The 23,594-nt window shown below is 66.8% G+C and carries 24 protein-coding genes (1 of these 24 cut by a window edge); 13 read left to right on the top strand and 11 right to left on the bottom strand.

What is annotated here, in order from left to right; translation table 11 throughout:
* Positions 1–20: 20 nt before the first annotated feature.
* From AC1GI4_RS03040 to AC1GI4_RS03025, 4 genes are read left to right on the top strand one after another with little or no spacing between them, the layout of a single operon-like run.
* Entirely contained in the window at positions 21–1,571 is a 1,551-nt protein-coding gene (locus AC1GI4_RS03040; RefSeq protein WP_479628495.1) for a TolC family protein, read from the top strand.
* A complete protein-coding gene (locus AC1GI4_RS03035) occupies positions 1,568–2,572 on the top strand; it encodes an HlyD family secretion protein (protein ID WP_479628494.1) in 1,005 nt (334 codons plus the stop codon). Before AC1GI4_RS03040 ends, AC1GI4_RS03035 begins: the two co-directional genes overlap by 4 nt.
* Positions 2,569–3,702, top strand: a complete 1,134-nt coding sequence (locus AC1GI4_RS03030; protein ID WP_479628493.1) for an ABC transporter permease — start codon at positions 2,569–2,571, stop codon at positions 3,700–3,702. Before AC1GI4_RS03035 ends, AC1GI4_RS03030 begins: the two co-directional genes overlap by 4 nt.
* Entirely contained in the window at positions 3,699–4,808 is a 1,110-nt protein-coding gene (locus AC1GI4_RS03025; RefSeq protein ID WP_479628492.1) for an ABC transporter permease, read from the top strand. Before AC1GI4_RS03030 ends, AC1GI4_RS03025 begins: the two co-directional genes overlap by 4 nt.
* 139 nt (positions 4,809–4,947) lie before the next feature.
* On the opposite strand, the gene AC1GI4_RS03020 is transcribed toward AC1GI4_RS03025, so the two are convergent.
* Positions 4,948–5,925, bottom strand: coding sequence for a serine hydrolase domain-containing protein (locus AC1GI4_RS03020; RefSeq protein ID WP_479628491.1), 978 nt, complete (start codon positions 5,923–5,925; stop codon positions 4,948–4,950).
* A gap of 174 nt (positions 5,926–6,099) precedes the next feature.
* Between AC1GI4_RS03020 and AC1GI4_RS03015 the strand changes: the two genes are divergently transcribed.
* Positions 6,100–6,933, top strand: a complete 834-nt coding sequence (locus AC1GI4_RS03015; RefSeq protein WP_479628490.1) for a J domain-containing protein — start codon at positions 6,100–6,102, stop codon at positions 6,931–6,933.
* A 99-nt stretch (positions 6,934–7,032) separates the two neighbouring features.
* Here AC1GI4_RS03015 and AC1GI4_RS03010 read toward each other — a convergent pair whose 3' ends face one another.
* From AC1GI4_RS03010 to AC1GI4_RS03000, 3 genes are all read right to left on the bottom strand, one after another.
* Positions 7,033–7,218, bottom strand: coding sequence for a helix-hairpin-helix domain-containing protein (locus AC1GI4_RS03010; RefSeq protein ID WP_479628488.1), 186 nt, complete (start codon positions 7,216–7,218; stop codon positions 7,033–7,035).
* 136 nt (positions 7,219–7,354) lie between these two features.
* Positions 7,355–8,302 carry an SMP-30/gluconolactonase/LRE family protein gene (locus AC1GI4_RS03005; RefSeq protein WP_479628487.1) on the bottom strand — a complete coding sequence of 316 codons (948 nt, stop codon included), beginning with the start codon at positions 8,300–8,302 and terminating at the stop codon, positions 7,355–7,357.
* Positions 8,299–8,784 (bottom strand): hypothetical protein, encoded by a 486-nt coding sequence (locus tag AC1GI4_RS03000; RefSeq protein ID WP_479628486.1) that lies wholly within the window; start codon positions 8,782–8,784, stop codon positions 8,299–8,301. Before AC1GI4_RS03000 ends, AC1GI4_RS03005 begins: the two co-directional genes overlap by 4 nt.
* Before the next feature lie 172 nt (positions 8,785–8,956).
* Here AC1GI4_RS03000 and AC1GI4_RS02995 point away from each other — a divergent pair, with 172 nt between their 5' ends.
* A complete protein-coding gene (locus tag AC1GI4_RS02995; protein WP_479628485.1) occupies positions 8,957–9,886 on the top strand; it encodes a prolyl oligopeptidase family serine peptidase in 930 nt (309 codons plus the stop codon).
* A gap of 162 nt (positions 9,887–10,048) precedes the next feature.
* On the opposite strand, the gene AC1GI4_RS02990 is transcribed toward AC1GI4_RS02995, so the two are convergent.
* Both AC1GI4_RS02990 and AC1GI4_RS02985 read right to left on the bottom strand, forming a co-directional pair.
* The gene (locus AC1GI4_RS02990; RefSeq protein ID WP_433910791.1) at positions 10,049–10,636 is read right to left on the bottom strand and encodes an FKBP-type peptidyl-prolyl cis-trans isomerase; all 588 of its coding nucleotides are present in this window, start codon (positions 10,634–10,636) and stop codon (positions 10,049–10,051) included.
* A 61-nt stretch (positions 10,637–10,697) separates the two neighbouring features.
* Entirely contained in the window at positions 10,698–11,165 is a 468-nt protein-coding gene (locus tag AC1GI4_RS02985) for a YaiI/YqxD family protein (protein ID WP_433910790.1), read from the bottom strand.
* A 116-nt stretch (positions 11,166–11,281) separates the two neighbouring features.
* Between AC1GI4_RS02985 and AC1GI4_RS02980 the strand changes: the two genes are divergently transcribed.
* Together AC1GI4_RS02980 and AC1GI4_RS02975 are read left to right on the top strand one after the other, a co-directional pair.
* Complete coding sequence (locus tag AC1GI4_RS02980; protein WP_433910789.1) at positions 11,282–12,424, top strand: YihY/virulence factor BrkB family protein; 1,143 nt, start codon at positions 11,282–11,284, stop codon at positions 12,422–12,424.
* Between the two features lie 69 nt (positions 12,425–12,493).
* Positions 12,494–12,991, top strand: coding sequence for a cupin domain-containing protein (locus tag AC1GI4_RS02975; protein ID WP_479628484.1), 498 nt, complete (start codon positions 12,494–12,496; stop codon positions 12,989–12,991).
* A gap of 17 nt (positions 12,992–13,008) precedes the next feature.
* Here the strand turns inward: AC1GI4_RS02975 and AC1GI4_RS02970 are convergent, their stop codons facing one another.
* From AC1GI4_RS02970 to AC1GI4_RS02960, 3 genes are all read right to left on the bottom strand, one after another.
* Positions 13,009–14,481, bottom strand: a complete 1,473-nt coding sequence (locus AC1GI4_RS02970) for an OprO/OprP family phosphate-selective porin (protein WP_479628483.1) — start codon at positions 14,479–14,481, stop codon at positions 13,009–13,011.
* Between the two features lie 105 nt (positions 14,482–14,586).
* Entirely contained in the window at positions 14,587–15,906 is a 1,320-nt protein-coding gene (gene tcuC, locus AC1GI4_RS02965; protein WP_479628482.1) for a tricarballylate/proton symporter TcuC, read from the bottom strand.
* The gene (locus tag AC1GI4_RS02960) at positions 15,903–16,715 is read right to left on the bottom strand and encodes a substrate-binding domain-containing protein (protein WP_479630337.1); all 813 of its coding nucleotides are present in this window, start codon (positions 16,713–16,715) and stop codon (positions 15,903–15,905) included. Before AC1GI4_RS02960 ends, tcuC begins: the two co-directional genes overlap by 4 nt.
* Positions 16,716–16,930: 215 nt before the next feature.
* On the opposite strand from AC1GI4_RS02960, the gene AC1GI4_RS02955 reads away from it, so the two are divergent.
* Positions 16,931–18,181 (top strand): cation:dicarboxylate symporter family transporter, encoded by a 1,251-nt coding sequence (locus AC1GI4_RS02955; RefSeq protein ID WP_479628481.1) that lies wholly within the window; start codon positions 16,931–16,933, stop codon positions 18,179–18,181.
* On the opposite strand, the gene AC1GI4_RS02950 is transcribed toward AC1GI4_RS02955, so the two are convergent.
* A complete protein-coding gene (locus AC1GI4_RS02950; protein ID WP_479628480.1) occupies positions 18,110–19,039 on the bottom strand; it encodes a LysR family transcriptional regulator in 930 nt (309 codons plus the stop codon). The two genes, AC1GI4_RS02955 and AC1GI4_RS02950, sit on opposite strands and share 72 nt — an antisense overlap.
* 154 nt (positions 19,040–19,193) lie before the next feature.
* Between AC1GI4_RS02950 and AC1GI4_RS02945 the strand changes: the two genes are divergently transcribed.
* The 4 genes from AC1GI4_RS02945 (at position 19,194) to AC1GI4_RS02930 (ending at position 23,327) form a co-directional block, all read left to right on the top strand.
* Positions 19,194–20,051: a serine hydrolase gene (locus AC1GI4_RS02945; protein WP_479628479.1), complete on the top strand. Its 858-nt coding sequence runs from the start codon at positions 19,194–19,196 to the stop codon at positions 20,049–20,051.
* A 45-nt stretch (positions 20,052–20,096) separates the two neighbouring features.
* Positions 20,097–20,291: a DUF1289 domain-containing protein gene (locus tag AC1GI4_RS02940; RefSeq protein ID WP_294270800.1), complete on the top strand. Its 195-nt coding sequence runs from the start codon at positions 20,097–20,099 to the stop codon at positions 20,289–20,291.
* A gap of 121 nt (positions 20,292–20,412) precedes the next feature.
* Positions 20,413–22,311 carry a prolyl oligopeptidase family serine peptidase gene (locus AC1GI4_RS02935; RefSeq protein WP_479628478.1) on the top strand — a complete coding sequence of 633 codons (1,899 nt, stop codon included), beginning with the start codon at positions 20,413–20,415 and terminating at the stop codon, positions 22,309–22,311.
* Positions 22,312–22,421: 110 nt separating this feature from the next.
* Positions 22,422–23,327, top strand: a complete 906-nt coding sequence (locus AC1GI4_RS02930; RefSeq protein WP_294270806.1) for a crotonase/enoyl-CoA hydratase family protein — start codon at positions 22,422–22,424, stop codon at positions 23,325–23,327.
* Here AC1GI4_RS02930 and AC1GI4_RS02925 read toward each other — a convergent pair whose 3' ends face one another.
* On the bottom strand, positions 23,328–23,594 hold the 3' portion of the coding sequence (locus AC1GI4_RS02925; RefSeq protein ID WP_479628477.1) for a putative bifunctional diguanylate cyclase/phosphodiesterase. The gene runs 1,686 nt beyond the window's last position; 267 of the gene's 1,953 nt are visible here — the last part of the coding sequence; the start codon falls outside the window, past its right edge — the gene reads right to left on this strand; the stop codon is at positions 23,328–23,330.

Genomic DNA, 23,594 nt, shown 5'->3' with positions numbered 1-23,594 from the left:
GATCGCCCGATGACCGGCCTGTGCGGGGTCCGTCCGCACGGCGGCAAGGCAAGGGCGTGATGCGGCGTCCGGCGGCACGGCTGGCACTGCTGGCATCATTCGCCTGTGCCGGGATCGTGCAGGCGGAGGCTCAGACCGTGGCGCCGCCGGATGCGGCGCAGCCGCCGCCGGGGCTCAGCTTCGATGCGGCCCTGGCCAGCCTCGACGACGCATCGCCCGGTCTCTCGGGTGAGGACCATGCCGTCCGCGCAAGCGAATTGATCGCCGACGCCACGCGCAGTCTTAGCCGCCCGGTCGTCAGCGCTTCTGCCAGCGTCATCGCCTATCAAAAGACGCTGTCCGTCGATCTGACCGGCGCGAGGGACAATGCGGCGACCGGGGCCGCCGACTTCCTGTCGCAGCTTCCGGGCAATTTCCCCGTCGGTCTGCAGCAGATCGTCGGGCAGGTGGTCCAGCGGGTCGGTGCGGCGCTGCCGACGATCTTCGGGGCCATTCCCGATACCCTCCAGTATCAGACGCGCGACACGGTGTTCCGGCCTGCCGTGACCGCAGCCATGCCTTTATACACTGGCGGAGCGATCCCGGCGGTCCAGGCTGGCGCCGATGCCGCCGTCGACGTGGCGCGGGCCAAGCAGGCCGGGGGCCGCGACCTGGCCCGCGTCGGCCTGGTCCGCAGCTATTTCGGGCGGCAGGTGGCATCGCAGCTGACGCGCTCGACCCGCGAGACGCTGGCGGGGTTCGATCGCCATCTGTCCGACGCCCGCAAGCTCGAACAGAACGGTGTCATCCCGCATGCCCGCGTGCTTCAGGTCCAGGTCGCCCGCGACGCCGCAGAGCGGGCCTATCTGCGCGCGCAGCTCGAGGAATCGAGTGCGGCCGATGCGTTGGCGCGGCTGCTCGATCAGCCGCAGGGCATAACGGCGCTGACGCCGCTGTTCGTCAATTCGACGCCCTTGCCGCCGGTCGACACCTTCCTGGGCGGGATCGACACCTCGCCGCGCGCGCAGGGTGCCGACGCTGCACGCGGCATCGCGCGGGCGGGCGTCGACCTGGCGAAGTCGCGATACCGTCCCCAGGCCTTTGCGTTCGGCAGCTACAATGCCAACCGCGACCATGCGCTGCCGACCGAACCCGATTGGGTCGCGGGCGTCAGCCTGCGTTACACGCTGCTGTCCAACTTCGACCGCAAGAAGTCGCTGGATGCGGCGCGTGAGCAGGAACGCGCCGCGGCCGATGCGGCGGCACAGGCGCGCAAGGACGTCGCGGCCGAGATCGTGCGCGCCTGGAATTTGGTCGAGGCCGCGCGGCGGTCCTTCCTGCTGCTCGACAGCAACCTCGCGGCGGCGCGCGAGAATCTGCGGGTGCAGCAGCTTTCCTTCGCGGAAGGGGAGGCGCCGTCCTCGTCGCTCGTCGATGCCCGGGCGGTGCTGGCGACGACGCAAAGCCAGCGGATCGCGGCTGCCTATGAATATGATCTCGCGCTCGCCGGATTGCTCGCGGCCAGCCACCGGGTCGACGACTTCACCACCTATCTGGCGCGCGCCGACCGACGTTTGGGGGACGAGAAGTGACCGACGAAGCCACCACCCCGCCAGCGCGTGGCAAGCGGCTGTTCGCGATCGTCGCGGGGCTGATCGTCGTGATCGTCATCGCGCTGGGCCTGTGGCTGGCGAGCCGCCCGGTGCCCGAGCAGCTGCAGGGCATGGTCGATGCCGACGAGGTCAATGTCGGGACGAAGGCGCTCGCCCGCGTCGATCGGCTGATTGCGGAGGAGGGGCAGCGGGTCCGGCCGGGGGCGCTGCTTGCCACCTTGTCCAGCCCCGAGATCGCGGGCGGGCAGGCGCAGGCGCAAGGGGCGCTCGACGCGGCGCGCGCCATCGCCTCCGAAACCAACGAGGGGGCCCGGGCGGAGGATATCGCGACGCTGCGCGCGACGTGGCAGGCGGCGCAGGCGGCGGCGGATCTCGCGGCGGTGACCAGCCGACGTACCGCCAATCTCTATGCCGAGGGTGTGGTCGCCGCCCAGCGCCGCGACGAAGCGGCTGCGGCCCGCGACAGCAGCGCCCGCAATGCGGAGGCTGCCCGCCAGCAATATGCCAAGGCGCTGGCGGGTGCGCGGCCGCAGAACCGGCAGGCCGCCAACGCGCAGGTCCGCATCGCCGAGGCTGCGCTGCGCACCGCCGACGCCCTCGGGCGCGAAACGCGGCTGGTGTCGCCGATCGCGGGAGAGGTCGCGCGCAAGCTGGTGCGGCCGGGGGAGGTCGTCAGCCCCGTCATTCCCGCCTATCAGGTCATCGACATCGACCATCCCTGGGTCGCACTCAACTTGCGCGAGGATCGGTATCACGCGATCGGCGTCGGGTTGGTGCTGAACGGCCATATCCCCGCGCTGCAACGCGACGCCGCCTTCAGGGTCTATCTCGTCGCGCCGCGCGGGGACTTCGCGACCTGGCGTGCGACGCGTGAGGCGTCGGGCTATGACGTGCGCACCTTCGAGATCCGACTGCGTCCCGTATCCGCGATACCCAAGCTGCGCCCAGGCATGAGCGTCCTGTTCGACTGGCCGCAATGACCGCCTTCCGCCGGGCGCTCGCCCGCGAGGTGCGGCACCTTCGCCGTGATCGCTGGGATCTGGCGGGGATCACGCTGCTGCCCGGCATCCTGATATTCATCGTCGCCGCGCTGTTCTGGCAGGGGCCGTTTCGCCAACTGCCGCTCGGCATCGTCGACAGCGACGGCAGCGGCGCGAGCCGGGCGATCATCCGCGCTCTGGACGCATCGCCCCTCATCCGCCCCGGCGGCAGCTTCCGCGACGAGGCCGCCGCGGTGCGCGCCGTCCGTACCGGCACGATCATGGGGTTCGTGCACATTCCCGCAGGACTCGGCGAAAGCATCGCCCGGAATCGCGAGCCGGTCGTCCGCATCCTCTATAATGGCAGCTTTCTGACCGCTGGCGGGCAGGTCGCGCGCGCGGCCGGAGATGCGGTGACGGCGGCGCTTCCCACCATCGCCGCCAGCCAATTGCCGAACCATGCCGTGCCGGAGGGTCGCGTCCGGCGTCTGGTGGTGGAGGCGACGGCGCTGGGCAATGCGCCGGTCAGCTTCGAATGGTTTCTGGGGCTGCTGATCTTCCCCGCAGTCCTGCATTTGATCGCGGCCTGTGTCTGCGCGATGGCGCTGGGCCGCGAACTCGAGGATAAGTCGCTTGCGGCCTGGGTGAAGGACAGCGGCGGGGTGGGGGCGGCGATGGCGGGCAAGTTGCTGCCCTATGTCGTGGCGATCAGCGGCTGGGGGCTTGTCTGGCTTCTCTACCTGACCCTGGCGCGCGGCTGGCGTGTCGAGGGCAGTCTTGTCCTCATCACCTGCGGTCAGACGCTATTCTACGTCGCGACCGCCGCCATCGCCGCTTTGCTGGTGGCGGTCACGCGCGAAACCGCCACCGCGCTGTCGGCCAGCGCCGTCTATGCGGGCTCCGCGCTCGCCTATTCGGGCGCGACGTTGCCCCTGAATGGCGGCAATGCCTTTGCTCGGATCTGGAGCGAGGTGCTGCCGCTCACCCATTATATCGCGCTCCAGATGGGGCAGGTGAGCGGTCAGACGGTCGCCGCAGCGGTTCCGCCGACCCTGGCGCTGATCGCCTATGTCGGGATCGCGGGCGGCGGTGCGCTCGCCGTCATCCGGGCACGGGCAGGGCGGGCATGACCTTCTCTGCGGCGTTCCTCGCGACCTGGCGCGCGATCCTCACCTCGCGCACATTGCTCAGCACGATGCTGCTCGCGGTCGTCCTCTATGCCTTTTACTATCCCGCCCCCTATGCGCATGAGGCACCGCGCAAGCTGCCCGTGGTGGTGGTCGATCAGGATGCCGGTGCGCTGAGCCGCGCCATGATTCGCGACCTGGATGCCACCCGTGCCATTCACGTCGTGGCGGTGGCCGGTAACCTCTCGGCCGCGCGCGCCGACATGCGCAGCGGCAAGGCCGACGGGATCATCCTGATCTCCGACGGTCTGGAACGCCAGCTGCAGGCCGGGACGGCCGGGTCGGGAATCGCGGTCTGGGTCAACGCCACCTATCTGCTCCGCGCCAGCACGATCGGCGAGGCGGTGACCGCTGTCGTCCAGGACATCGCGAAGACCCGCCTTCTGCCGGGCGGGCAGTTCGGGCGCACCGGCCCGCCGGTCACGGTCGTCGAGGAGCCGCTGTTCAACCGAACCGGCGGTTACAAGGGCTATGTCTTTCCCTCGGTGGCCGTCATCATCATCCAGCAGACGCTGCTGTTCGGCGCGGCGACCTTCATGGGCGGCCGGCGGCGGACGGGCTGCTGGCGTATGGGACGCGCGGAATTTGGCGGCACGCTCGCCGCCTTCGCCTCGGTCGGCATGCTCGGCTGCTATTTCCTGTTCGGCCTGATCTTCTGGATCCAGGGGGTGCCGATCGACGGGAACGTGCCCGGCATGCTGCTGGTGGTGCCGATCTTCGCGACTGCGGTCGCCGCGCTGGGGCTGCTGGCGGGCAGCACCTTCGACCAGGCGGAGCGAGCGATCTACATCCTCGGCCCGACGTCGGTTCCCTTCTTCTTCCTGACGGGTGCCACCTACCCGCTCGATCAGATGCCGCGCTTCGTTGCCGCCTTTGCGCAGCTGATCCCGTCGACGGCGGGGGTGCATGCTTTCGTCCCGCTCAATCAGATGCGCGCGACGCTGGGCGAGGTTGCAAGCCCGTTGTTGACATCGGTCATGCTGGCGGTTGGCTACGCCGCTTTCGCCTATCTGCGGCTGGTTGACCCATCGTCTCGCCATGGCGACTGAAGACGCTGGTCATCGGACAAGCGCCATCCCGCTTGCCGATACCATCGCAAAGCTAAAGATATCCGCACATCGTCCTTTCATCCGTTCGTAGAAGTGATGTTCGCGTTCCTCGATCGCGGCCGTCAGGGCTGCGGTCCCGTCAGCTCATCTGGCCACGGAGGAAGGCGATCAGCTTTGGATCGCTGGCCGTGCGTTCGAGGATCGGCAGGATCACCCGCCAACCATTATCGCTGTTGGTCAGGATGACGATGCCATCGCCGCTCGCCCGGTCGATCGCGGCGAAGGTGAACGCCCCGGCATCCTTGCCGGTGTGGAGCATCGTCGTTCCACCAGGAAAGCCCAGAAGCTGCCAGCCAAGGCCGAAGCCGGTCCAGGGCGGACAGGTGGTCGCTTTCGTTCCGGTACATAGGTCGGGCGTCAGATCGGCCTGCGACCTGCTGCGTTCGGCTGCAATGACCCTGGTCAGACCGCGGTCGTTGCGGGCAGCGATGAGGAAGCGGGCATAATCCCGCGCGGTGGCATGGGCCAGATCGGCGGCATTGTATCGCGTCACCCGCTCTACCGGCAGCGGCTTGCCTGCGTCGTCATAGGGCACGGCGATCGGCGCCGTCTCGCCTTGCGCCGAAACATAGCCCGAGGCGCGCATGTGAGCCGGAGCGAACAGCCAGCGCCCGGCCAGCGTCTCGAACGATTGCCCGGTGCGGTGCTCGGCATAGCGCGCCGCATATTGATATCCCTCGCCCGAATAGCCGGTGGTCGTGCCGGGATCGTGATCGAACGCCAGCCCCTTGGCATCGTGCCAGTTCGGCAAGCCGGTGCGATGGCTGAGCGCCATGCGAACTGTCAGCTTCATCCGCCGGGGATCGCGCGACAGGTCGGGATCGCTCCAGTAGCGGTCCATCGGTTCGTCCAGCGACAGCTTGCCAGCCGACACCAGTCGCAGGATGACCTCCGCCGTAAGCGGCTTCGTCAGCGAGGCGAGATTGTACGGCGTGGCGTCGGTGGCCTTGCGATTGGGGCCAGCCATGCCCCAAGCCTGCGTCGAGACGATCTGCCCGCCACGGATCAAGGCGACCGACGCGCTCTCTACGTGCTGCGCCCGAAGAACCTCTGTCATATCCGGCAGCACGGCGTTCGTTCTGGCGTCCGCCACGGAGGCGAAAGGTGCCAGCACCATTAAACCGCCACGGACTGCCGCCTTGATCGCACTAACTGTATTGCTCATGTGCAACAGCTAGCGGTATCGTAGCGCGGCCGCAATCCGGATCGTATCGCCTTCGAGGTCGCGGACATGAGAACCATGGTAGGATCGTGGGAATGTTGCTTTTTCGGCCGCTATTCGGTTGGCGAGCGGGGCGAGGGGCAAGCTTATGACGGCAACGGCTTCCCGCCCAGGCTTCCCGAAACTCACCTCTTCGCACGTAGAAGCGATTGTAGTTTTGTCGAACGCTCCAAATTTGCGTATGGCAATGATGGCCATGTGACGGTCGGTGCCAAAGGCCGCTTTTCGGAGTGCCTGGAGGTTTCGATTGCGATCGACCGCCAGGTGGACGTTTGTTCTGGCGTTTTTGCGACAGGTGAAAACCGGATGACTCTATCGCCCGACTATTATGCCGTTCTCGGGGTGCCCTCAACGGCAAGTCGCGATACTATCCACTCCGCGTGGAAGGCGCTGCTTCGTCAATATCACCCCGATGCCAATCATGGCGTGGACGTCTCTGCTCGCGCGAAAGAGATCAACGAGGCGTATGCCGTTCTGGGCAAGGCGGACGCTCGCGCCGCCTACGACCGCTCACGGCCTGGGCCATCACCTCATCAGGCTGCCCCAGATCGCCCGGTCCAGCCCAGAAAGGCCAGCAGGCGATCGATGCGACCAAACCCGTCCATGCAGCCCAGTGGCAGCTACTCACAGCCGCTGGAGACCAGCGGATGGTTGATGGGGCTTTTCCTGCTGATCCTTACCACTGCGCCGCTGGGTACGATCCTGGTCCTGTGTTACGAGGAGGCCGGATCGGCATCTACGATCCACCATAGCCCGGCCGTTCGTCGTGTACCACTGCCCCCCGCCAAAGCCGTCGGCACCGCACCGGGCATGAAGCTTGGAATTGGGTCGCCCGCTCCCTAAAGATCAGTCACGACGCGGTAGCAATCGCGCCGCCGAATTTGGGGAGCTCGATAGCAAGCCCCAATGCCTGATTCCGGGTCTTCACGGGATGGATGGCCGTCATTCTATGGATACGGCGGCCTCGGCCCCGCTCCACTTGCCAGCAAGGCCCGGCACTTCCTCGAGCTGGCGGACGTCGCTGAAGCGGCCACGCTCGTCACGGTATCTCACGATCTCGAAACCATGGCCCTTCAACTCGGGCACGGCATCCAGTTCCGCGGCCGTCGCGCTATTCAGGTCTATCACGAGCATCTCCCATCGAATCCTGTGAACGAACGGCACGGGATGGCGTGCCATCGATCGCCGGAATGGCGCCTTTTTGTCGGACGTCAGGCTTTCGGCGATCCCAGTTTGGCTGACGATCGGGTGTATCCGGCAGTGGCTACGTCAGATTCAGCATCCAGAGGTGTGCACCGCCGGTTACGAACAGCCGTGTTTCCCGGTTGTCGAAGGTGCAATTGCTGCATGTCTCGGGCGTCGGCACGGTGGCGAGATGCGTACCTGCGGGATCGAAAATCTCGACACCCTTTGCCGAACTGCTCCATAGCCAGCCGCGCCGGTCGACCGTGAAGCCATCCGGAACGCCCTCGGCCACCGTCGCGAACCGGCGCCGATTGGACAGCATGGTGCCGTCCCAGTCGAATGCATAGATCGCGACCTCTCCCTCGCCATGCTCCGGGGTCTGGGAGGCGTACAACGTCCGTTGATCGGGCGAGAAGGCGAGGCCGTTGGGCTGGGCCATGTCGACCATCCGCCGAACCATGCCGTCATTGCCGATCCGACAGATCGCGGTGCGCCCGCTTTCCGCATGCCCGGGCACGCCTTGCCTGGGGTTTTCCAGTCCGAAGGTCGGGTCGCTGAACCAGATCGCCCCGTCAGGGGCGACGATCAGGTCGTTGGGGGCGTTGAGTCGGCTGCCCTCTGCGACCCATGCGACGGGGGTCGCAACGCCCTTGCCGTCGGATCGGCTGATCGCGCGGCGACCATGTTCGCAGTGCACCAGCGTCCCATCCGGCAGCACGGCATTGCCGTTGATGAACGGCGTCGCGTCGAGCAGTACGTCCACCGCACCGTCCTCGCGCCAGCCCAGCACACGGCGCCCAACGATGTCGCTCCACACCAGCGTCCGCTCGCGCTCCCACCATGTCGGCCCCTCGCTCCAACTGGCCTGGTCGTACAGTGTGACGAGCCGCGCGTTACCGAGCACCGTATGTGCGTCGGCGTCGTGGATCTGAGGTGGCGCCACGCTGGTCGGCTCGGGCGATCCGGGGTGCCGTAACCGGGCCGGGATCAGCAGCGGAGCGAGCGGCGGCGTCTGAGCCTGCGTCATATTCCGAACGGGTCGCGAGTCTGAGCGGCGGGCGACGTCGCGAACTGGATCATGATCTGGAAGCAGGGTTCGTCGCCGATCTGGCCCGACCGATGTCCTTTGCCGTCCGTCGTGTCCTGGTCCTGGCCGAAATGAATGTCGCCCGGACCCATCTCCACCCGGTTGCCGTCCATCGTCTCGATGAACCAGCGACCGCGCAGCGGAATGACCCATTGCGGTTTGGGGCTCTCATGCCAGTCCCCGACCCAGCCCACCGGCAGGATCGCGAAGTTGATCGCCGCGACCTCACCCGGGAACGGGCGCATCCATTGCGGGTCTGCCCCGCCGCCCACACTCTTCTGGCCAAATCCGGTCATCCGCGACAGGTCGATCCGGCTGCCGCCATCCGCCCCGGTCCACAGGTGGAGGAACGGCAGCACCGGCGGCCGCTCGGCATCGATGCCATCGTTATCGAGGATCACCTTGGTCGGCAGATCGGTCATGTTCGTTTCCTCCACCCCCACGATCCGGCGTGATCGCGAGGCGAGGCCTCAACGGCGGGTAGGCGTGGAGGTTTCGTATGTTTCGGTAAGGCGCGGCCTGCGGAACCAGCGGCGCGGTCCCACGATTTAGCGCGATCGCCCTGGCACGGGGGCGGCCGATGAAAGGGCGCGCATGGTTTCCGATACTATACCCACGCATAGCGGCGACCGCGCAGAGGCCAGGACACTGACCATCGCCACCGACCGGCCCCGCATCGATGAGGTCGGGGAGGTGATCTTTCATCAGGTGAAGCGGATCGATGCGGTGCGCGGGCTGCGCATGACGCTGCTCGTGCCGCGCACCTGCGATCCGAAACCGGCGATCCTCTATGTACCGGGCGGCGGCTTCACCTCGGCCGCGCATCGCAAGTTCATCGAGATGCGGCTCGCGCTCGCGCAGGCGGGGTTCGTCGTCGCCGCCGCCGAATATCGCGTCGTGCCCGACGTCTTCCCGGCCCCGCTTGAGGACGGCAAGGCCGCAGTCCGCTATTTGCGGGCTCACGCTGACGAATATGGCATCGATCCCGACCGGATCGGCGTGCTGGGCGATAGCGCCGGGGGTTGGCTGGCGCAGATGCTGGCGATGACCGGCGATACGTCCGACCATGACCGGGGCGATTGGCTGGATATGTCGGCCGCGGTGCAGGCGGCGGTGTCCCTCTATGGCATCTCCGACCTGCGAAACATCGGTGCGGGATTTTCCGAAGCGATTGGCGAGGTTCATGCCTCGACCGCCTCGACGGAGGCGCTGCTGGTTCACGGCGTGGCGTTCGGGGAATTTGCCGGTGCGACGATCGGCAGCGATCCGGCCAAGGCCATGGCAGCAAGCCCGATCGGTTATCTATCAGGGCACAAGCCGCCACTGTTGCTGATGCATGGCAGCGCGGACGATCTCGTCTCCCCGGTGCAGAGTGCGCAGATGGTCGCGGCATCGCGTGAACGCGAGGCGGATATTGATTATGTGGTGGTCGACGGTGCCGGGCACGGCGATGACCCGTGGTTCCAACCGGCTCTGATCGAACACGTCGTCGCGTGGTTCAGAAAGAAGCTCGGCAAGCGCTGACGACGGCATCTCCGCGCCTGCAGGCTCCTTGTCGGCGCGCGACGTTGTCGAGCCGCAGGGGGCGTTTGCACGGCGCGTCTGACCGCCGTTGGGCGCGAGGTTGTCATGTCGCGCCCTAATAGAGGAGTGGCATTCGCAGCGGTTAAGAAGCGCGGCGGTGGCTCAAGGCTGGGGGGAGGTTGGCGGCGTGGGGGCCGCATTGCCTGCCTTGCGTAATGCGTCGATTTCGGCAGCGGTCTTGAAGTCCAGCAGTTCGATCTGAAACACCAGGTCGGCGCTGGCCGGGATGGGACCGGACGCCTGTGCGCCATAGCCCAGCGCGGGAGGAACGCAGAGCCGGATGACGCCGCCCCGAGCCAGCAACTGCAATCCTTCCGAAAATCCGGGAATGACCCCGCCGACGGGCATCGGCGTCTGCATGGCCTGGTCGAACACCGCGCCGGTCGCCTTGAGATAGCCGATATAGTTGACGAGGACCGTCGCATCGGCCGCCGGCTTGGGGCCGTTTGCGGCGCGCAGGATCGTGTAGCCAAGGCCCGACGGCGTCTGCATGTCGCAGGACCGCTGAGAGGCGGGAACGATCGGCGTCAATGGCAATGGGATGATCGTGGCGTCCGAGGCCGCCCGCGAGGCGGGTGCTTTTACCGTCTTCCCGGCCTGTGCCTGCAGGGCGGTAGAGGGGGCGATCATCGCCAGGGACATGAGGATCGCGAGAGGCAGCCGACGAAGCGCGGGGGCGGTGGATTTCATAGCCGCGGTCGTAATCGTCCTTGGTCTGATAGATCAAGCCGCTCCGGTCGGGAAATGGCCGTTAGGCTTTCGCCTGGCGCAAGACTCGCGTCACCGCTTCGTCCAGTGCCGAGAGGAACCGGGAGCGATCCTCCTTTCCGAAGGGGGCCGGTCCACCGATCCGATCGCCTCCCGCGCGAAGATCGGCCATGATCGCGCGCACCGCGATCGCATTGCCGATCGAACTCGTCGTGAAGGGCTTGCCATTGGGCCCGATCACGGTCGCGCCCGCCTTCAGGCAGCGATCGGCGAGCAGGATGTCGGCGGTAACGACGATCGCCATCCGGTTGGCGCGTTCAGCGATCCAGTCGTCGGCGGCATCGAAGGCATCGCCGACCACGATGCGCGCGATCAGCGGATGCTGGGGTACACGCAGCGGCGCATTGCTGACCACCGTCACGGGGACGTCCAGACGATAGGCGACGCGGTAGATTTCGTCCTTCACCGGACAGGCATCGGCATCCACGAGGATATGGGGTCGGTTTTCCACGAGCCCGACATGCCACGACAGCGGAGCGCAGCGCAATGTCGAGGGGGCCAGGGTTGCGCCTCGTCCGGGGACCGAACTCGTCCAGCGCGAGTTTGCCTCTCGCGAAGGGAAAACAGATGGATGACGGGATGGGGCAGGGTGTGACGACGCGTCAGGGAATGGCGGATCACCGCGCGGGCGAAGGGGCGCCTTCGCCCCTTCAGGTGCCGCCCAGGGGATGGCTCGCCATCCTGAAGCGGACCTGGGAGGAGGTCGGGGCCGACAATATCGGGATCATCGCGGCGGGCATCGCCTTTTACGTCTTCGCCGCGATCGTTCCGACCCTGGGCGCGGTCGTGCTGAGCTATGGACTATTTGCCGATGCGGAGACGGTGCGAGCCAATGTCGAGGCGGTCTTCGCGTCTCTCCCACGCGACGCCGCCTCGATCATCACCGACCAGTTGCTGACGGTGGTCGAGAGCGCGAAGGACAAGCAGGGCATCGGACTGGTCGTGGCGCTGGTCCTGGCCTGGTATGGCGCGACCAAGGGATCGTCGGCCATCATCACGGGGCTGAACGTCGCCTATGACACGGAGGAGACGCGCGGCTTCGTCCGGCTCAACCTTCTGCAATTCGCCGTGGTGGCCGGTGGGGTCCTGCTGATCTTCGTGGCCATGGGAACGACCATGGCGCTGGCGTTCCTGAACGGGCTGATCCCCGACGCGCCGGGTCTGGTGCTGGGGGCGCTTCGGTTAGGGGGCTATCTGGCACTGGCGCTGATCGTCGTGACGGCGGCGGCGGTGCTGTTTCGTTATGGCCCCGATCACCGGCATCCGCGATGGATATGGCTGTCGCCCGGGTCGGTTGGTGCAACCCTGTTGTGGTTGGCCGGGACGGCGGCGTTCGGCTTCTACGTCTCGCGTTTCGGCAATTACGGGGCGACCTATGGCTCGCTGAGCGCCGTCATCGTCACCCTGACATGGCTCTGGCTGAGCGCCTATGTCTTTCTGCTCGGCGCGGAACTGAATGCCGAGCTGGAACGGCAGGTCGAGGGTGAGGCGCCCGTTGCGGGATCGCCCAAAAAGGACTCTCCGGTTGCGTCGCGGACGGAGCCGTCGCCGACAAATATCTCCGAGCCGGTCGGCATTGTGGCCTCGCTGGCGGGTAGCGGGGCGATCGCGACGGCTGGCCTGGCCTTGCTGCGCAGAGGCCGTCCGTTCGGCGCCGCCGTCATCGCGATGGCAGCCCTATCGGCATGGCGAAAACGGCCTGGGGCTTGATAGGATCGGCGCATGTTGCCGCCGGGATCCGTCGGTGCGAGAACGGGCGTTCCGGCGCAGGGGGATAAGATGCAGGGATTATTATCGAAAGCGGCGGTCACGGCGTCCGTGGTGGCGCTGTGGGGAGCGGCGTCGCCAGCATGCGCGCAGGCTCCGGTGGGCGGCCGTGATTTCGCGAGCAGCGATGCGGTTCGCGCGCAGGTGAAAGCGATGCTCGCGGGAATGAAGCCGGACCAGGGCTTTACCTGGCGGCCCCTCGTGCAGGACGGCCCGCGTATCGCGGCCATTGAGATCTGGAAGAAGCCCGGCCGCCCAGCGGTCCATCCGACGGAGGCCGAATATGTCATCGTGCTGGAAGGTGCAGGGACGCTGGTATCGGGCGGAACCCTGATCGCGCCGGTCGCGCGCGGGGGCAATCTGATCGAAGGTGAGAAGATCGAGGGCGGCACGACACGCCAGCTTGGCCTGGGGGACGTATTCCTGATCCCGGCAGGCGTTCCCCACTGGTTCGGGATCACGGGCGATCATCTGGTCCTTCTCGGTACGAAGCTGCCCGTTCGCCAATAGCGAACGGCTTTAGCCGCTTAAAAAGCGACCTGCACCCGACCGATCAGCGTTTGACCATGATCGGTCGCCCCGCCAAGCTGGGCGGGATTGGTCAGGGTCCAGTCGATCGCGTTCAGCTGGAGCCGGACGAAGTTGTTCAGATACCAGTTGATACCCAGCGTCAGCGCGGTGCCGCGCCCCGCTGTGGGATTGTCGCTATAGTCGAGTTCCTCATAGCGCGTGGCGAGTTCGATTGCGCCGCGTCCGCCCGAGGTGAAGGGGCGCAGCACCTTGGGGCGGCTCCACACGCCGCCGTGTGTCAGATAGGGCGGGGTCTCGCCGGTCAGGAACCAGCCCGCCTGAACGGCCCAGGCCGATTGGTCGGTCGCGGCACCGGCGCGGTTCTCGATCCGCCGCCTGCCATATTCCCCATAAGCCCAGAGCGACTTGTGGAAGGTGCCCAACTCGAAACCATAGCCGTCGCCTGACTTCGCCCCAGTGAACGTGCCCGGCATGATGCGCAGATTGTCGTTGAAGAAGCCGCCGACCGCGATGCTGCGTGTCGGGCGGGTCGCATCGGCGGCGATCTGTTCGTGGAAACCCCAGATGGCCAGATGGACCAGCCAGTCTGCGGTCTTGACCGGGTTCCAGTGCGCGCGCCCCGCGATGGTCAGGCCATCACTCTGCGTGCCCGGATTGCTGATGTCGTCGCCCGACACCTGCACCCCGACATGCCACCCATCGCCATAGATACGGGCGGCCGCGCCCAGGCCGAAAAAGCCGCGCACCGGGATGATACCCTGCCCGACGAAGTTGCGTTCGAGAAAGGGGACCGAGATGGTGCCGCTCGATCCATCCAGCCCACGATCGTTCAACCGATTGCCGAGCGCGAATTCAGCTTGCTGACCCAGGAACCGCGTCGTCCAGGCAAGATAGGCGGATTTGATCGCCGGGTCGTTGTCGGCGAAATCGCCCTCCAGCAGGTAGGAGAGGTGCGGGCCGATCGATCCCTCGAAACCCAGGCGCAGCGAGCGGGCGGTGGTGGCGATGATGTTCCGGGTCGGGAGCGCACTGCCGGTCGTGGTGGCAGCGTCGACCAGGATGCGGCCGCGCGGGCGGAAGGAGAAGCGGCCATCGGCGCTCGTAAATTCGGGCGTCCCCTTCGACCAGTCGACATGGACGCCGTCCTTCTGCGCCTTCTCGATCCGGGCCAGCCGCGCGTCGAGCGAGGGGGGATGCGCGTCGGATGGTAGCGACTGGCCGAGCGGCGCGGGGGTGCGTGCCGCCTGCGGAGCCTGCCCTGCGATCTGCGGTGGGGCGGCAGCCACGGCCTGCGGCCCGCCGCCTTCGACCGCCGCCAGTCGGGCTTCGAGTCGCTCGATCTGCGCCTGTTGCCGTTCGACCAGGCGGGTCAGACGCGCCACATCGTCATTGCGCTGTGCGGGCGCGGCTTGCGCGGCAACCGGCAGCGGCGCGCAAAGGCCCATCGCGAGCAAGGCTCTACGATACATGACGGCATCCTCTCAGGGCGTGGGCGTGAGGCTTCTCGGCCGCCGCCTCAAATATGTCAGGAAAGGGGCCCGCCGCACCTCGTCGGCAGCGCGGCGGGCAAGGGGTCAGTCGGCCCTGCGGCGGATGCGCGACCCGATCAGCAGGGCGAGCAGCGAAAGCAGCGCGGCGGCGGCGCACCAGGCACCGGGGATGGCCTTGTCGCCGGTCGCCCCGATCAGTGCCGTGCTGATGGCGGGCGTGAAGCCGCCGAAGATGGCGGTGGCCAGGCTATAGGCCAGGCTGAAGCCGACGGTGCGGACATGCGCCGGGATCGCCTCGGTCAGGTACACGATAAACGCACCGTTATAGGTGGCATAGATGGCGGCGAGCAGCAGCTCGACCGTCAGCAGCCGCCCAAAGCTGGGCGCGGCGACCAGCCAGCTCATCAGCGGATAGGCCAGCAGCGCCCCCAACAGCGTCGCCGCGATGAGCAGCGGCCGACGCCCGATCCGGTCGGACAGCGCCCCCATCACCGGCAGCAGCACGAAGTTGGTGACGCCGACACAGGCGGTGACGAACAGTGCGGCGCCCGGCGTCAGCGACAGCACCTTGTTGCCGAAGGTCGGGGTATAGGCGGTAATCATGTAGAAGAAGACGGTCGTCATCACCGCCATCAGCGCGCCCTGAAGAACCACGCCCCAGTTGCCGCCGATGGTCCGCATGATCTGCGACAGCGGCGGATGGTCCTTGCGCTTCAGGAAGGCTTCGGTTTCCTCCATGTGGCGCCGGATGACGAACAGGAACGGGATCATCACGCAGCCGATGATGAACGGAATGCGCCAGCCCCAGGCCTGCATGGTGACGGGATCGAGGCTGGTCGACACGATCAGGCCGATCAGCGCGGCGAAGACCACCGCAGCCTGCTGGCTCGCCGACTGCCACGAGCAGAAGAAGCCCTTTCGGTTCGGCGGCGCGATCTCATTCAGATAGACCGACACGCCGCCGACCTCGACGCCCGCCGACAGGCCCTGGACCAGGCGGCCGATCAGGATGATGACGGGGGCGGCCACACCGATCTGCGCATAGGTGGGCGTGACTGCGATCGCGAGCGTGCCCAGCGCCATCAGGCCCAGCGTGAGGAGCAATCCCTGCCGCCGCCCATGCTTGTCAATATAGGCGCCCAGCACCAGCGCGCCGACCGGCCGCATCAGGAATCCCGCGCCGAACGTCATCAGGGTCAGCATCAGCGAGGCGAAGTCGCTGCCGGTCGGGAAAAACGCCTTCGAGATGTAGGTGGCGTAATAGCCGAACACCATGAAGTCGAACATCTCCAGAAAGTTGCCGCTGGCAACGATGAAAATCGACTTGAAGGCGGACTTGCGGCGCTCGGCCGATACCGGGGATGCGGCGTCGGCGGCGGGGAGGGGAATGGTGGAGGCGTTCATGGCTTGGCCTTTTGCGAGGCGGGTTCCAATCCGCTGTCGCGGATGATCGGATAGGCTTTGGGCGAGGACAGATAGGCGATCAGAGCGCGGGCCTCGGCTTGGTGTGGCGACCAAGCGACGACGCCCGCCGAGAAGGGCGTCACCTTCTGCAACGAGTCCGGGATCAGCCCGACGATGCGGATGCCCTTGACCGTCTTCAATTCGCTGAGCTGCTGGAAGCCCATCTCGGCCTGGCCGGTGGCGACGATCTGGCCCACCGGGGTGGCGGGGATCATCCGCCCCTTGGGGCGTACCTGATCGGTGACGCCCAGCCGGTCGAGCATGGTCGACTGTATATAGACGCCGGAAGCGCTGTCCGACCATGCGACCGATTTGGCATGGACCAGCGTCTTGCGCAGCGCGTCGGGGGTGGAAATGTCGGGGGCGGGGGCGCCGGCCTTTACCGCCATGGCGATCTTGGACAGGCCGAGATCGACCTCGCTACCCTTGGCGACCAGGCCTTGGTCGGCCAGTTTGTCCAGGCTGCCGCGTGCCATGATGACGACATCGGCGTCCTCATGCCGCGCCAGCCGGTTGGGGATCGCCTGCGGTGTTTCGCCCATCGAGGGGCCGTGCTCGGCGACGATATGGATGCCGGTGTCGCGTTCATATTTCGCCGCCAGCGCATGGAAGGCGGCGGTGAAGCCGCCCGACGTGACGACATGCAACTCGCGGACTTTTGCGGGCTTCGTATCGCGGGCGAGCGCGGGGGCGCCAACGGCATTCAGCCCCAGCAGCAATGCCAGCCCCAGCGCGGCGCGGCGCGGCATCACGGTTCGAAACCTTGGAGATCGGGCTTCCATCATACCTCTCTTCTGGCCGTCCCGCTCGCTTGCGGGTTCTTGTTGTGACGGTTTCTCGTCGTGGCAGGGGCTTGAGCCATCGTGCCTTGCGCGGCACTAAGCCTCACATGGGGCGCTTCGATCAAATGCAATGATCGGGTCGCTTGATGCGTAATTTGCATATATCGGGAGCGGATCGGGTCTTGCGCGTCTTGCGGCACCTCTATGTCCAGATGCTGATCGGCATCGTCGCCGGGACGCTGATCGGCGTGCTGGCCCCGGCGTTCGGTCGCGAGCTGGGCCCGCTGGGCATCGCGTTCGTCAAGGCGATGCGGATGATGGTTCCGCCGGTCCTGTTCTGCACCATCGTCGAGGGCATCGTCCGCCACGGTGCCGCGCGCGATACGGGCGCGACGGTGTTGCGCAGCCTGGTCGTGTTCCTGGGCATCACCATCGCCGCGCTTGCCATCGGTCTGGGCGTCGCGGCCTTGATGCAGCCGGGGCGCGGCCTTCCCGTGCCGCCTTATGGTGAAGCGTTGGCAGAGGTGGAGCGGCAGCTGGCCGGGCGGCACATCACCGGGCCGGGTGATTTCCTGGTGCGGATCGTGCCCGACACATTGTTCTCGGCCTTTACCGCGGGCGACGTGCTGCCGGTGTTGTTCGTCGCCGGGCTGGTCGGCTTCGGACTGCTGCGCATCGGCGAGGCGGGCGCGCCGATCGTGCGCGGGATCGAGGCGCTGACCCGGCTTCAATTCGCCATCTTCGGCTTCCTGATCCGTGCTGCGCCCGTGGGGGCGTTCGGAGCAATCGCCTATACGGTCGGCACCTATGGCGTCGGCTTCCTGGGCTCGCTGGGGCTGTTGTTCGCCACGTTGGCGCTGGCGTGCGGGGTGCTGATCGCCGGGCTGGTCCTGCTGGTGCGGGTGACGACCGGGCTCGGCGGGGGCACCCTGCTGCGCGTGTTCCGCGACGAAATCCTGATCGTGCTGGGTACTTCGTCGACCGAAGTCGTTTTGCCCCGCCTGATCCTGAAGCTGGAGGCGCTGGGCGTTCCGCGCAGCGTGGCGGGGCTGACCGTGCCGCTCGGCTATTCGCTCAATCTGGCCGGGACGGCGGTGTATCTGGTGGTCGCCACGCTGTTCCTGGGCGAGGCGCTGGGCATCGCGCTGACGCCCGGCCGGATCGTCGTGTATCTGGGCGTGATGCTCGTCACTTCCAAGGCGGCGGCGGGGGTGACGGGCAGCGGTTTCTCGGCGCTGTTGCTCACCTTGTCGCTGCTGCCCGATATTCCGGTGGGTGCGGCGGCGATGCTGATCGCGGTCGATCGCTTTCTGTCCGAAATCCGTGCGCTGACCAGCGGCACGGCCAATGTCTCGGCGTCTCTACTCGTCGCGCGCTGGGGCGGTGCCCGGCTCGGCGGCCCAGGCGTCGGTGAGCAGCCCCATCAATCGTGAGGCGGCGGGCGACAGCGTCGCGGACTGGCGGCGCAAGACGCCCAGGGTCCGGGTGACCGCCGCCCCCCGCAACGGTCGCCAGACCAGATCGCGCGCGTCGGGCCCCTCGCAGGCCAGGCGCGGCAATACCGAGGGGCCGAGCCCCGCCTGCACCAGCGCCAGCGCCGAGGTGAGCCGCGTCACTTCATAGAACCAGCGCAGCTCAATCCCCGCGCGCGCCAGCCCGGCATCGAGCGCGGTGCGGTTGCCGCTGCCCGGATGCACCGTCACCAGCCGCAGCCCTTCGAGATCGCTCCAGGCGGGATCGACCAATGCCGCCAGCGGATCGTCCTTGCGACAGACCAGGCCATAGGGATCGTCGGTCAGCGGTTCATAGACCAGGTCGCCGTCCGACGAGACGGGCAGGGTGATGGCGAACTCGGCCTGCCCCGTCCGCACCGCCTCCGCGCATTCGGTCGCCGTCAGGTCGAGCACACGCACCCGAACGTTACGATAGTCGCGGCCCAGCGCTTCCAGAACGTCCGGCAGGAAGCGGACGGTCGCGCTGGGGATGCTGGCGATGGTCAGCCGCCCCGCCTGCCGCTCGCCCGAGGCCATCATGCCGAGCAGCGATTCGTCCAATTCCTCCAGCAGACGGCGGAGCAGCGGCAATATCTCCTTGCCCGCCGGGGTCGGGCGCACCGTCCGTGTCGTCCGCTCAAGGAGCGGCGTGCCGACCGTCGCCTCCAGCTTCTGGACCCGGCGGCTGATCGCGGGTTGCGACAGGTTCAGTTGTTCGGCGGCGCGCAGGAAGCTCTTGCCATCGGCGATCGCGACGAACACCCGAATGTCCAGCAGCTCGAAATTCATGGAGGCCATGACGGACGGTAACAGGGGTGACCCGCTCCAGGCCAGCCACCGCTTCGTCGCGCGCCCGAACAGGTCGGCGCAACCGCTGCAATTTCTGCGGGACGGGCCCGACTTTTTTGGTTAGCGTCGAGCCGCTGATTCCGTTCGTGATCGAGTAATCTGTATGCGTAAGATTCCGCTGGCCCGTCTGCTTCTGATGGGTATCGCGACAAGCTGCGCCGTCCCGGCTCCGGCTGCCGCCCAGTCCTTCGAGCTTGTCGAGCTTCAGCGGGAGATGAATGCGCTGCTCGCGACCCGCCCCGGCGAATATGGCATCGCTGCGATCGATCTGGACGATGGCTCGACCGCAGCCGTCAACGGGCAAATCCCCTTTCCGATGGCCAGTACGGTCAAGCTGGCGATTGCGGGCGCCTATCTGTCGGAAGTGGATCAGGGGCGCCGCAGCCTGAACGACATCATCGGTGGCCGTACCGCCGCCCGGGTGATGGAGGCGATGATCGTGCACAGCGACAATCTGGCCGCCGATCAGCTGTTCGCCACGCTTGGCGGGCCGGCCAAGGTCCAGCAATGGGTCCGGTCGCACAATATCAGCGGAATGCGGATCGACCGGACCATCGCCCAGCTGCTTCGGGAGCGCGGACATCTGGCGGATATCAAGGATGTCGCGACCCCGGTCGCCATGGTCGAACTGCTGCGGATCCTGGACCGGGGCACCGCGCTCTCGTCGCAAAGCCGCGCCTATCTTCTGGGCCTGATGAGCCAGTGCCGGACGGGCACCCGCCGAATCCGCGCGCTGCTGCCGGTCGGAACGCTCGTCGAGGACAAGACGGGGACGCTTGACGGGATCACCAACGATGTCGGGTTCATCACCATGCCCGACGGTCGGCGTGTCGCGATCGCGGTCTTCGCCCGGGGCGGGCGCGATCGCCAGCCGGTCATCGCCCAGGTTTCGCGGATGATCTACGACCGATTGGCCGATGGCGTCCGCAACGCGGTGGCCGCCTTCATGAAGCTGCGGTGATGTGCGAGGCGAACTCCTGATGGTCGAAACCTGGACGGTGTGCGCATGAAAAGCCCGTGCATCAGCATCTGCCGCTTCGACGGCCGCACCGGCTGGTGTGTCGCATGCGGGCGAACGCTGCCCGAGTGCCGCGAATGGAAAAAGGCACCGCGTCCTCGGCTGCTGGCGATCAGCAAGGCGCTTCCCGCGCGGCTGACCAAGCTGGATGCGCGCGGCATACGCGTGGTCGAAGACGCCTGATTATGGCGTAGCTCTGCCGATCCGGGGCCGTGACTGGCGGCACGTCGGAATGTGGCTTAAGCCCTTGGCATCGGTCGCCTCGCGCGATCTGCCTCCCATCGTTTTTCATCAAGGATGTCCGATGCGTCTTCCTCTGGCCCTTCTCCTCGCCTCCGCCATCGCCTTTCCGGCTCAGGCGGCGGTGCATCGCTACGGCGCCCTGACGCTGGCGCCATCGGGCGGTGAGATCGCCGCGATCGAACTAGGCGAGGCCATGCACCCGGGCATCGTGATACGCTCCGCACGCGACGGGCATGTCGTTCGCCGGATCGATCCGTGTGCGACCTGCAGTTATTCTGGGCTGACCTATGCGCCGCAGGGCGACGGGCTGGCCTTTCTGGCGCGCGACAAGGGCGTCGTGACGCTCATGATCGCGCGGGGCAACACGGTGCGCCCGGTGGCGACGGTCGACGGTCTCGCCTCCACCCCGCGCTTCTCGCCCGATGGCAAGCGGGTGGCGATGCTCATCACGCTGGGGGCGACCAAGGATGTCGGCGCGACCCAGGCGGGCGCGCGGCAGGTCGGCGAGATCGGCGTCGCCAATGACGAACAGCGCCTCGCCATCGTGCCCGTGGGGGAGGGGGCGCCGACCAAGGCGGTGCCGCTCTCGCCGCAGGGCCGCTACATCTACGAATATGACTGGACGCCGGATGGTTCGGCGCTGGTCGTGACCTCGGCCCTGGGCAATGGCGACGCGAACTGGTGGGTGGCGACGCTCGACCGGGTGGATGCGACGACCGGCGCAGTCACGTCGATCGCCAAGCCATCGACCCAGCTCAACATGCCGCGCGTGTCGCCCGACGGAAAGACGGTTGCCTATATCGGCGGGCTGATGAGCGATTTTGGGTCGATCGGTGGCGACGTCTGGACGGTGCCGCTGGCCGGGGGCACGCCGACCAACCAGACCCGGGGGCAGCCGATCACCTTCACCTCGCTGGCCTGGACGAAGGGCGGCCTGCGCGCTGCGACGCTGCGGGGCGACGAGATGGGCGCCGTCGCCATCGAGCCCGGCCGGGCCCCGCGTCTGCTGTTCGAGCGTCCCGTGGGCCTGTCCGCCGGAGACGGCCGGATCGCCTGGAACGCGAAGGGCGACATGGCCGCCAGCGTCATCGAGGACTTCACCCACGCGCCTGCCATCTATGCCGGGCGCGCGACCGCCCTTCGGCAGATCACCCACGACAATGATGGCGTGCAACCCGCCGTCCAGGCCCGCAGCGTGACGTGGACCAATGAGGGCTTCACGGTTCAGGGCTGGCTGTTGTCGCCGCTGAACGCCAACCCCGATGGGAAGGCGCCGATGATCGTGCAGGTTCATGGCGGGCCATCGGCCGCCAGCACCCCGCGCTTCATCGAAAAGGGGCTGGCCAGCACGTTCGAGGATGCGGGCTATTACCGATTCCTGCCCAATCCGCGTGGCTCCTATGGGCAGGGCGAGGCGTTCACTGCGGCCAACAAGCGCGACTTCGGCGGCGGCGACCTGCGCGATATTCTGGCGGGGATCGATGCGGTCGAAAAGCTGGCGCCGGTCGACGATGCGCGGCTGGGCCTGACCGGCTGTTCCTACGGCGGCTTCATGGCGATGTGGGCCAACACCCGAACCGACCGTTTCAAGGCGATCGTCGCGGGGGCGGGCCTGTCCGACTGGGTCAGCTATTACGGCACCAACGGCATCAACACCTGGATGATCCCGTTCTTCGGCAAGTCGGTCTATGACGATTACCAGGCCTATGAGGACGTATCGGCGGTCTATCACGTCAAGTCGGCCCACACGCCGACCTTCATCTATGTCGGCGAGCGGGATATCGAGGTGCCGCCTACCCAGTCGGTCGAATGGTGGAATGCCCTGAAGAGCCAGAATGTGCCGACCAGCCTCGTCATCTATCCCGATGCCGGGCATTGCGTGCCGACCCAGGCCCCCGACGTGATGAAGCGGCAACTGGCCTGGTTCGGCAAATATCTGGCCCCGCCGTCCGCTAACTGACGAAATTCGCCGCGAAAAGGCGACGGGACGCGCGGTTTGGCAACGGGTGTGCCAAGCGGCCGGGCTATTCTCGACATGCAGCATGGTGCTGCATGTCGAGAGTATGATCCATGACCGCTTATGACCTCAACCTGGCGAACGACATTCGCGACGGGCAAACCATGCCCCTGGCTCACGCCGGCCGCGCGCTGTCCTTTGACCAGCTCGCCTCGCGCTATGACGGAAAGGCGCAAACCCTCTGGAGCGATATGCGGCCGCGGGCGCGGCCCAGTTTCAACCCCGATCTTCTGGGCGATTTCGAACGCTGGCAGGACGGGATCGTTCAGGCCGTCGATACGGGCATGCTGCCGATCCGCTATCTGGTGCTCGGGTCGCGCTTTCCGGGCGTCTTCTCGCTAGGCGGAGACCTCGAACATTTTGCTCGGGCGATCCGCGACCGCAACCGTGATGCGCTCGCCGGTTACGGCCACCGCTGCGTCCGCATCCTCTATCGCAACATGCGCGGGCTGGAGCGTCCCATCATCACGATCGGCCTCGTCGAAGGCGATGCCCTGGGCGGCGGGTTCGAGGCGCTTTTGTCCTTCCACGTCGTCATCGCCGAGCGCGGCACCAGCTTCGGCTTGCCCGAGACGATGTTCGGCCTGTTCCCCGGCATGGGGGCGCATTGCTTCCTGTCGCGGCGGCTGGGTGCAGCGCGGGCCGAGCGGATGATCCTCAGCGGCCGGACCTATAGCGCGGACGAATTGTACGAGATGGGGCTGGTCCACGGCCTGGCCGAGCCGGGGGAGGGGCGTCGCATGGTCGCCGATTACATCCGCCAGAACGATCGGCGACATAGCGCGCATTGCGCCATCTACGAGGCATCGCGAGCGGTCAATCCACTGCCGCTGGATGAATTGGAGGCGGTGGTCGATCTGTGGGCGGACGCGGCGCTGCGCCTGACCGATGGGGACCTGAAACGAATGGAGCGGTTGGTCGCCGCGCAGACCCGGTTGCGCGAAAAGGCTGGCAAATAGTCAATCGGCCTCGGGCAGGGGACGACCTTGCCCGAGGTCGTATTGGTGCGCGCCGAAAAGCCGAACCACATCCTCTTCGGGCATCGGCGCGGCGAGCAGATAGCCCTGCACGGCATCGCATCGGGTCCGGCGAAGCTGCTCGAGTTGTTCGTGCGTCTCCACCCCCTCGGCGACCGTCTTCATGCCCAGCTTGGCGGCAAGCTCCACGATCGTCTGCACGATCGCGATCGAAGCGGGATTATGCTCTAGGTCGAGGACGAAGGAGCG

The sequence above is a fragment of the Sphingomonas sp. 77B genome, assembly GCF_056497825.1.
This window is presented reverse-complemented; position numbering and strand designations above follow the sequence as displayed.

Bases quoted from the DNA above. Each gene is read 5' to 3' on its own strand.
- AC1GI4_RS03030 (WP_479628493.1), top strand. From the start codon at position 2,569: ATGACCGCCTTCCGCCGGGCGCTCGCCCGCGAGGTGCGGCACCTTCGC.
- AC1GI4_RS03025 (WP_479628492.1), top strand. From the start codon at position 3,699: ATGACCTTCTCTGCGGCGTTCCTCGCGACCTGGCGCGCGATCCTCACC.
- AC1GI4_RS03020 (WP_479628491.1), bottom strand. From the start codon at position 5,925: ATGACAGAGGTTCTTCGGGCGCAGCACGTAGAGAGCGCGTCGGTCGCC.
- AC1GI4_RS03015 (WP_479628490.1), top strand. From the start codon at position 6,100: ATGAGAACCATGGTAGGATCGTGGGAATGTTGCTTTTTCGGCCGCTAT.
- AC1GI4_RS03005 (WP_479628487.1), bottom strand. From the start codon at position 8,302: ATGACGCAGGCTCAGACGCCGCCGCTCGCTCCGCTGCTGATCCCGGCC.
- AC1GI4_RS03000 (WP_479628486.1), bottom strand. From the start codon at position 8,784: ATGACCGATCTGCCGACCAAGGTGATCCTCGATAACGATGGCATCGAT.
- AC1GI4_RS02995 (WP_479628485.1), top strand. From the start codon at position 8,957: ATGGTTTCCGATACTATACCCACGCATAGCGGCGACCGCGCAGAGGCC.
- AC1GI4_RS02990 (WP_433910791.1), bottom strand. From the start codon at position 10,636: ATGAAATCCACCGCCCCCGCGCTTCGTCGGCTGCCTCTCGCGATCCTC.
- AC1GI4_RS02980 (WP_433910789.1), top strand. From the start codon at position 11,282: ATGGATGACGGGATGGGGCAGGGTGTGACGACGCGTCAGGGAATGGCG.
- AC1GI4_RS02975 (WP_479628484.1), top strand. From the start codon at position 12,494: ATGCAGGGATTATTATCGAAAGCGGCGGTCACGGCGTCCGTGGTGGCG.
- AC1GI4_RS02970 (WP_479628483.1), bottom strand. From the start codon at position 14,481: ATGTATCGTAGAGCCTTGCTCGCGATGGGCCTTTGCGCGCCGCTGCCG.
- tcuC (WP_479628482.1), bottom strand. From the start codon at position 15,906: ATGAACGCCTCCACCATTCCCCTCCCCGCCGCCGACGCCGCATCCCCG.
- AC1GI4_RS02960 (WP_479630337.1), bottom strand. From the start codon at position 16,715: ATGCCGCGCCGCGCCGCGCTGGGGCTGGCATTGCTGCTGGGGCTGAAT.
- AC1GI4_RS02950 (WP_479628480.1), bottom strand. From the start codon at position 19,039: ATGGCCTCCATGAATTTCGAGCTGCTGGACATTCGGGTGTTCGTCGCG.
- AC1GI4_RS02945 (WP_479628479.1), top strand. From the start codon at position 19,194: ATGCGTAAGATTCCGCTGGCCCGTCTGCTTCTGATGGGTATCGCGACA.
- AC1GI4_RS02940 (WP_294270800.1), top strand. From the start codon at position 20,097: ATGAAAAGCCCGTGCATCAGCATCTGCCGCTTCGACGGCCGCACCGGC.
- AC1GI4_RS02935 (WP_479628478.1), top strand. From the start codon at position 20,413: ATGCGTCTTCCTCTGGCCCTTCTCCTCGCCTCCGCCATCGCCTTTCCG.
- AC1GI4_RS02930 (WP_294270806.1), top strand. From the start codon at position 22,422: ATGACCGCTTATGACCTCAACCTGGCGAACGACATTCGCGACGGGCAA.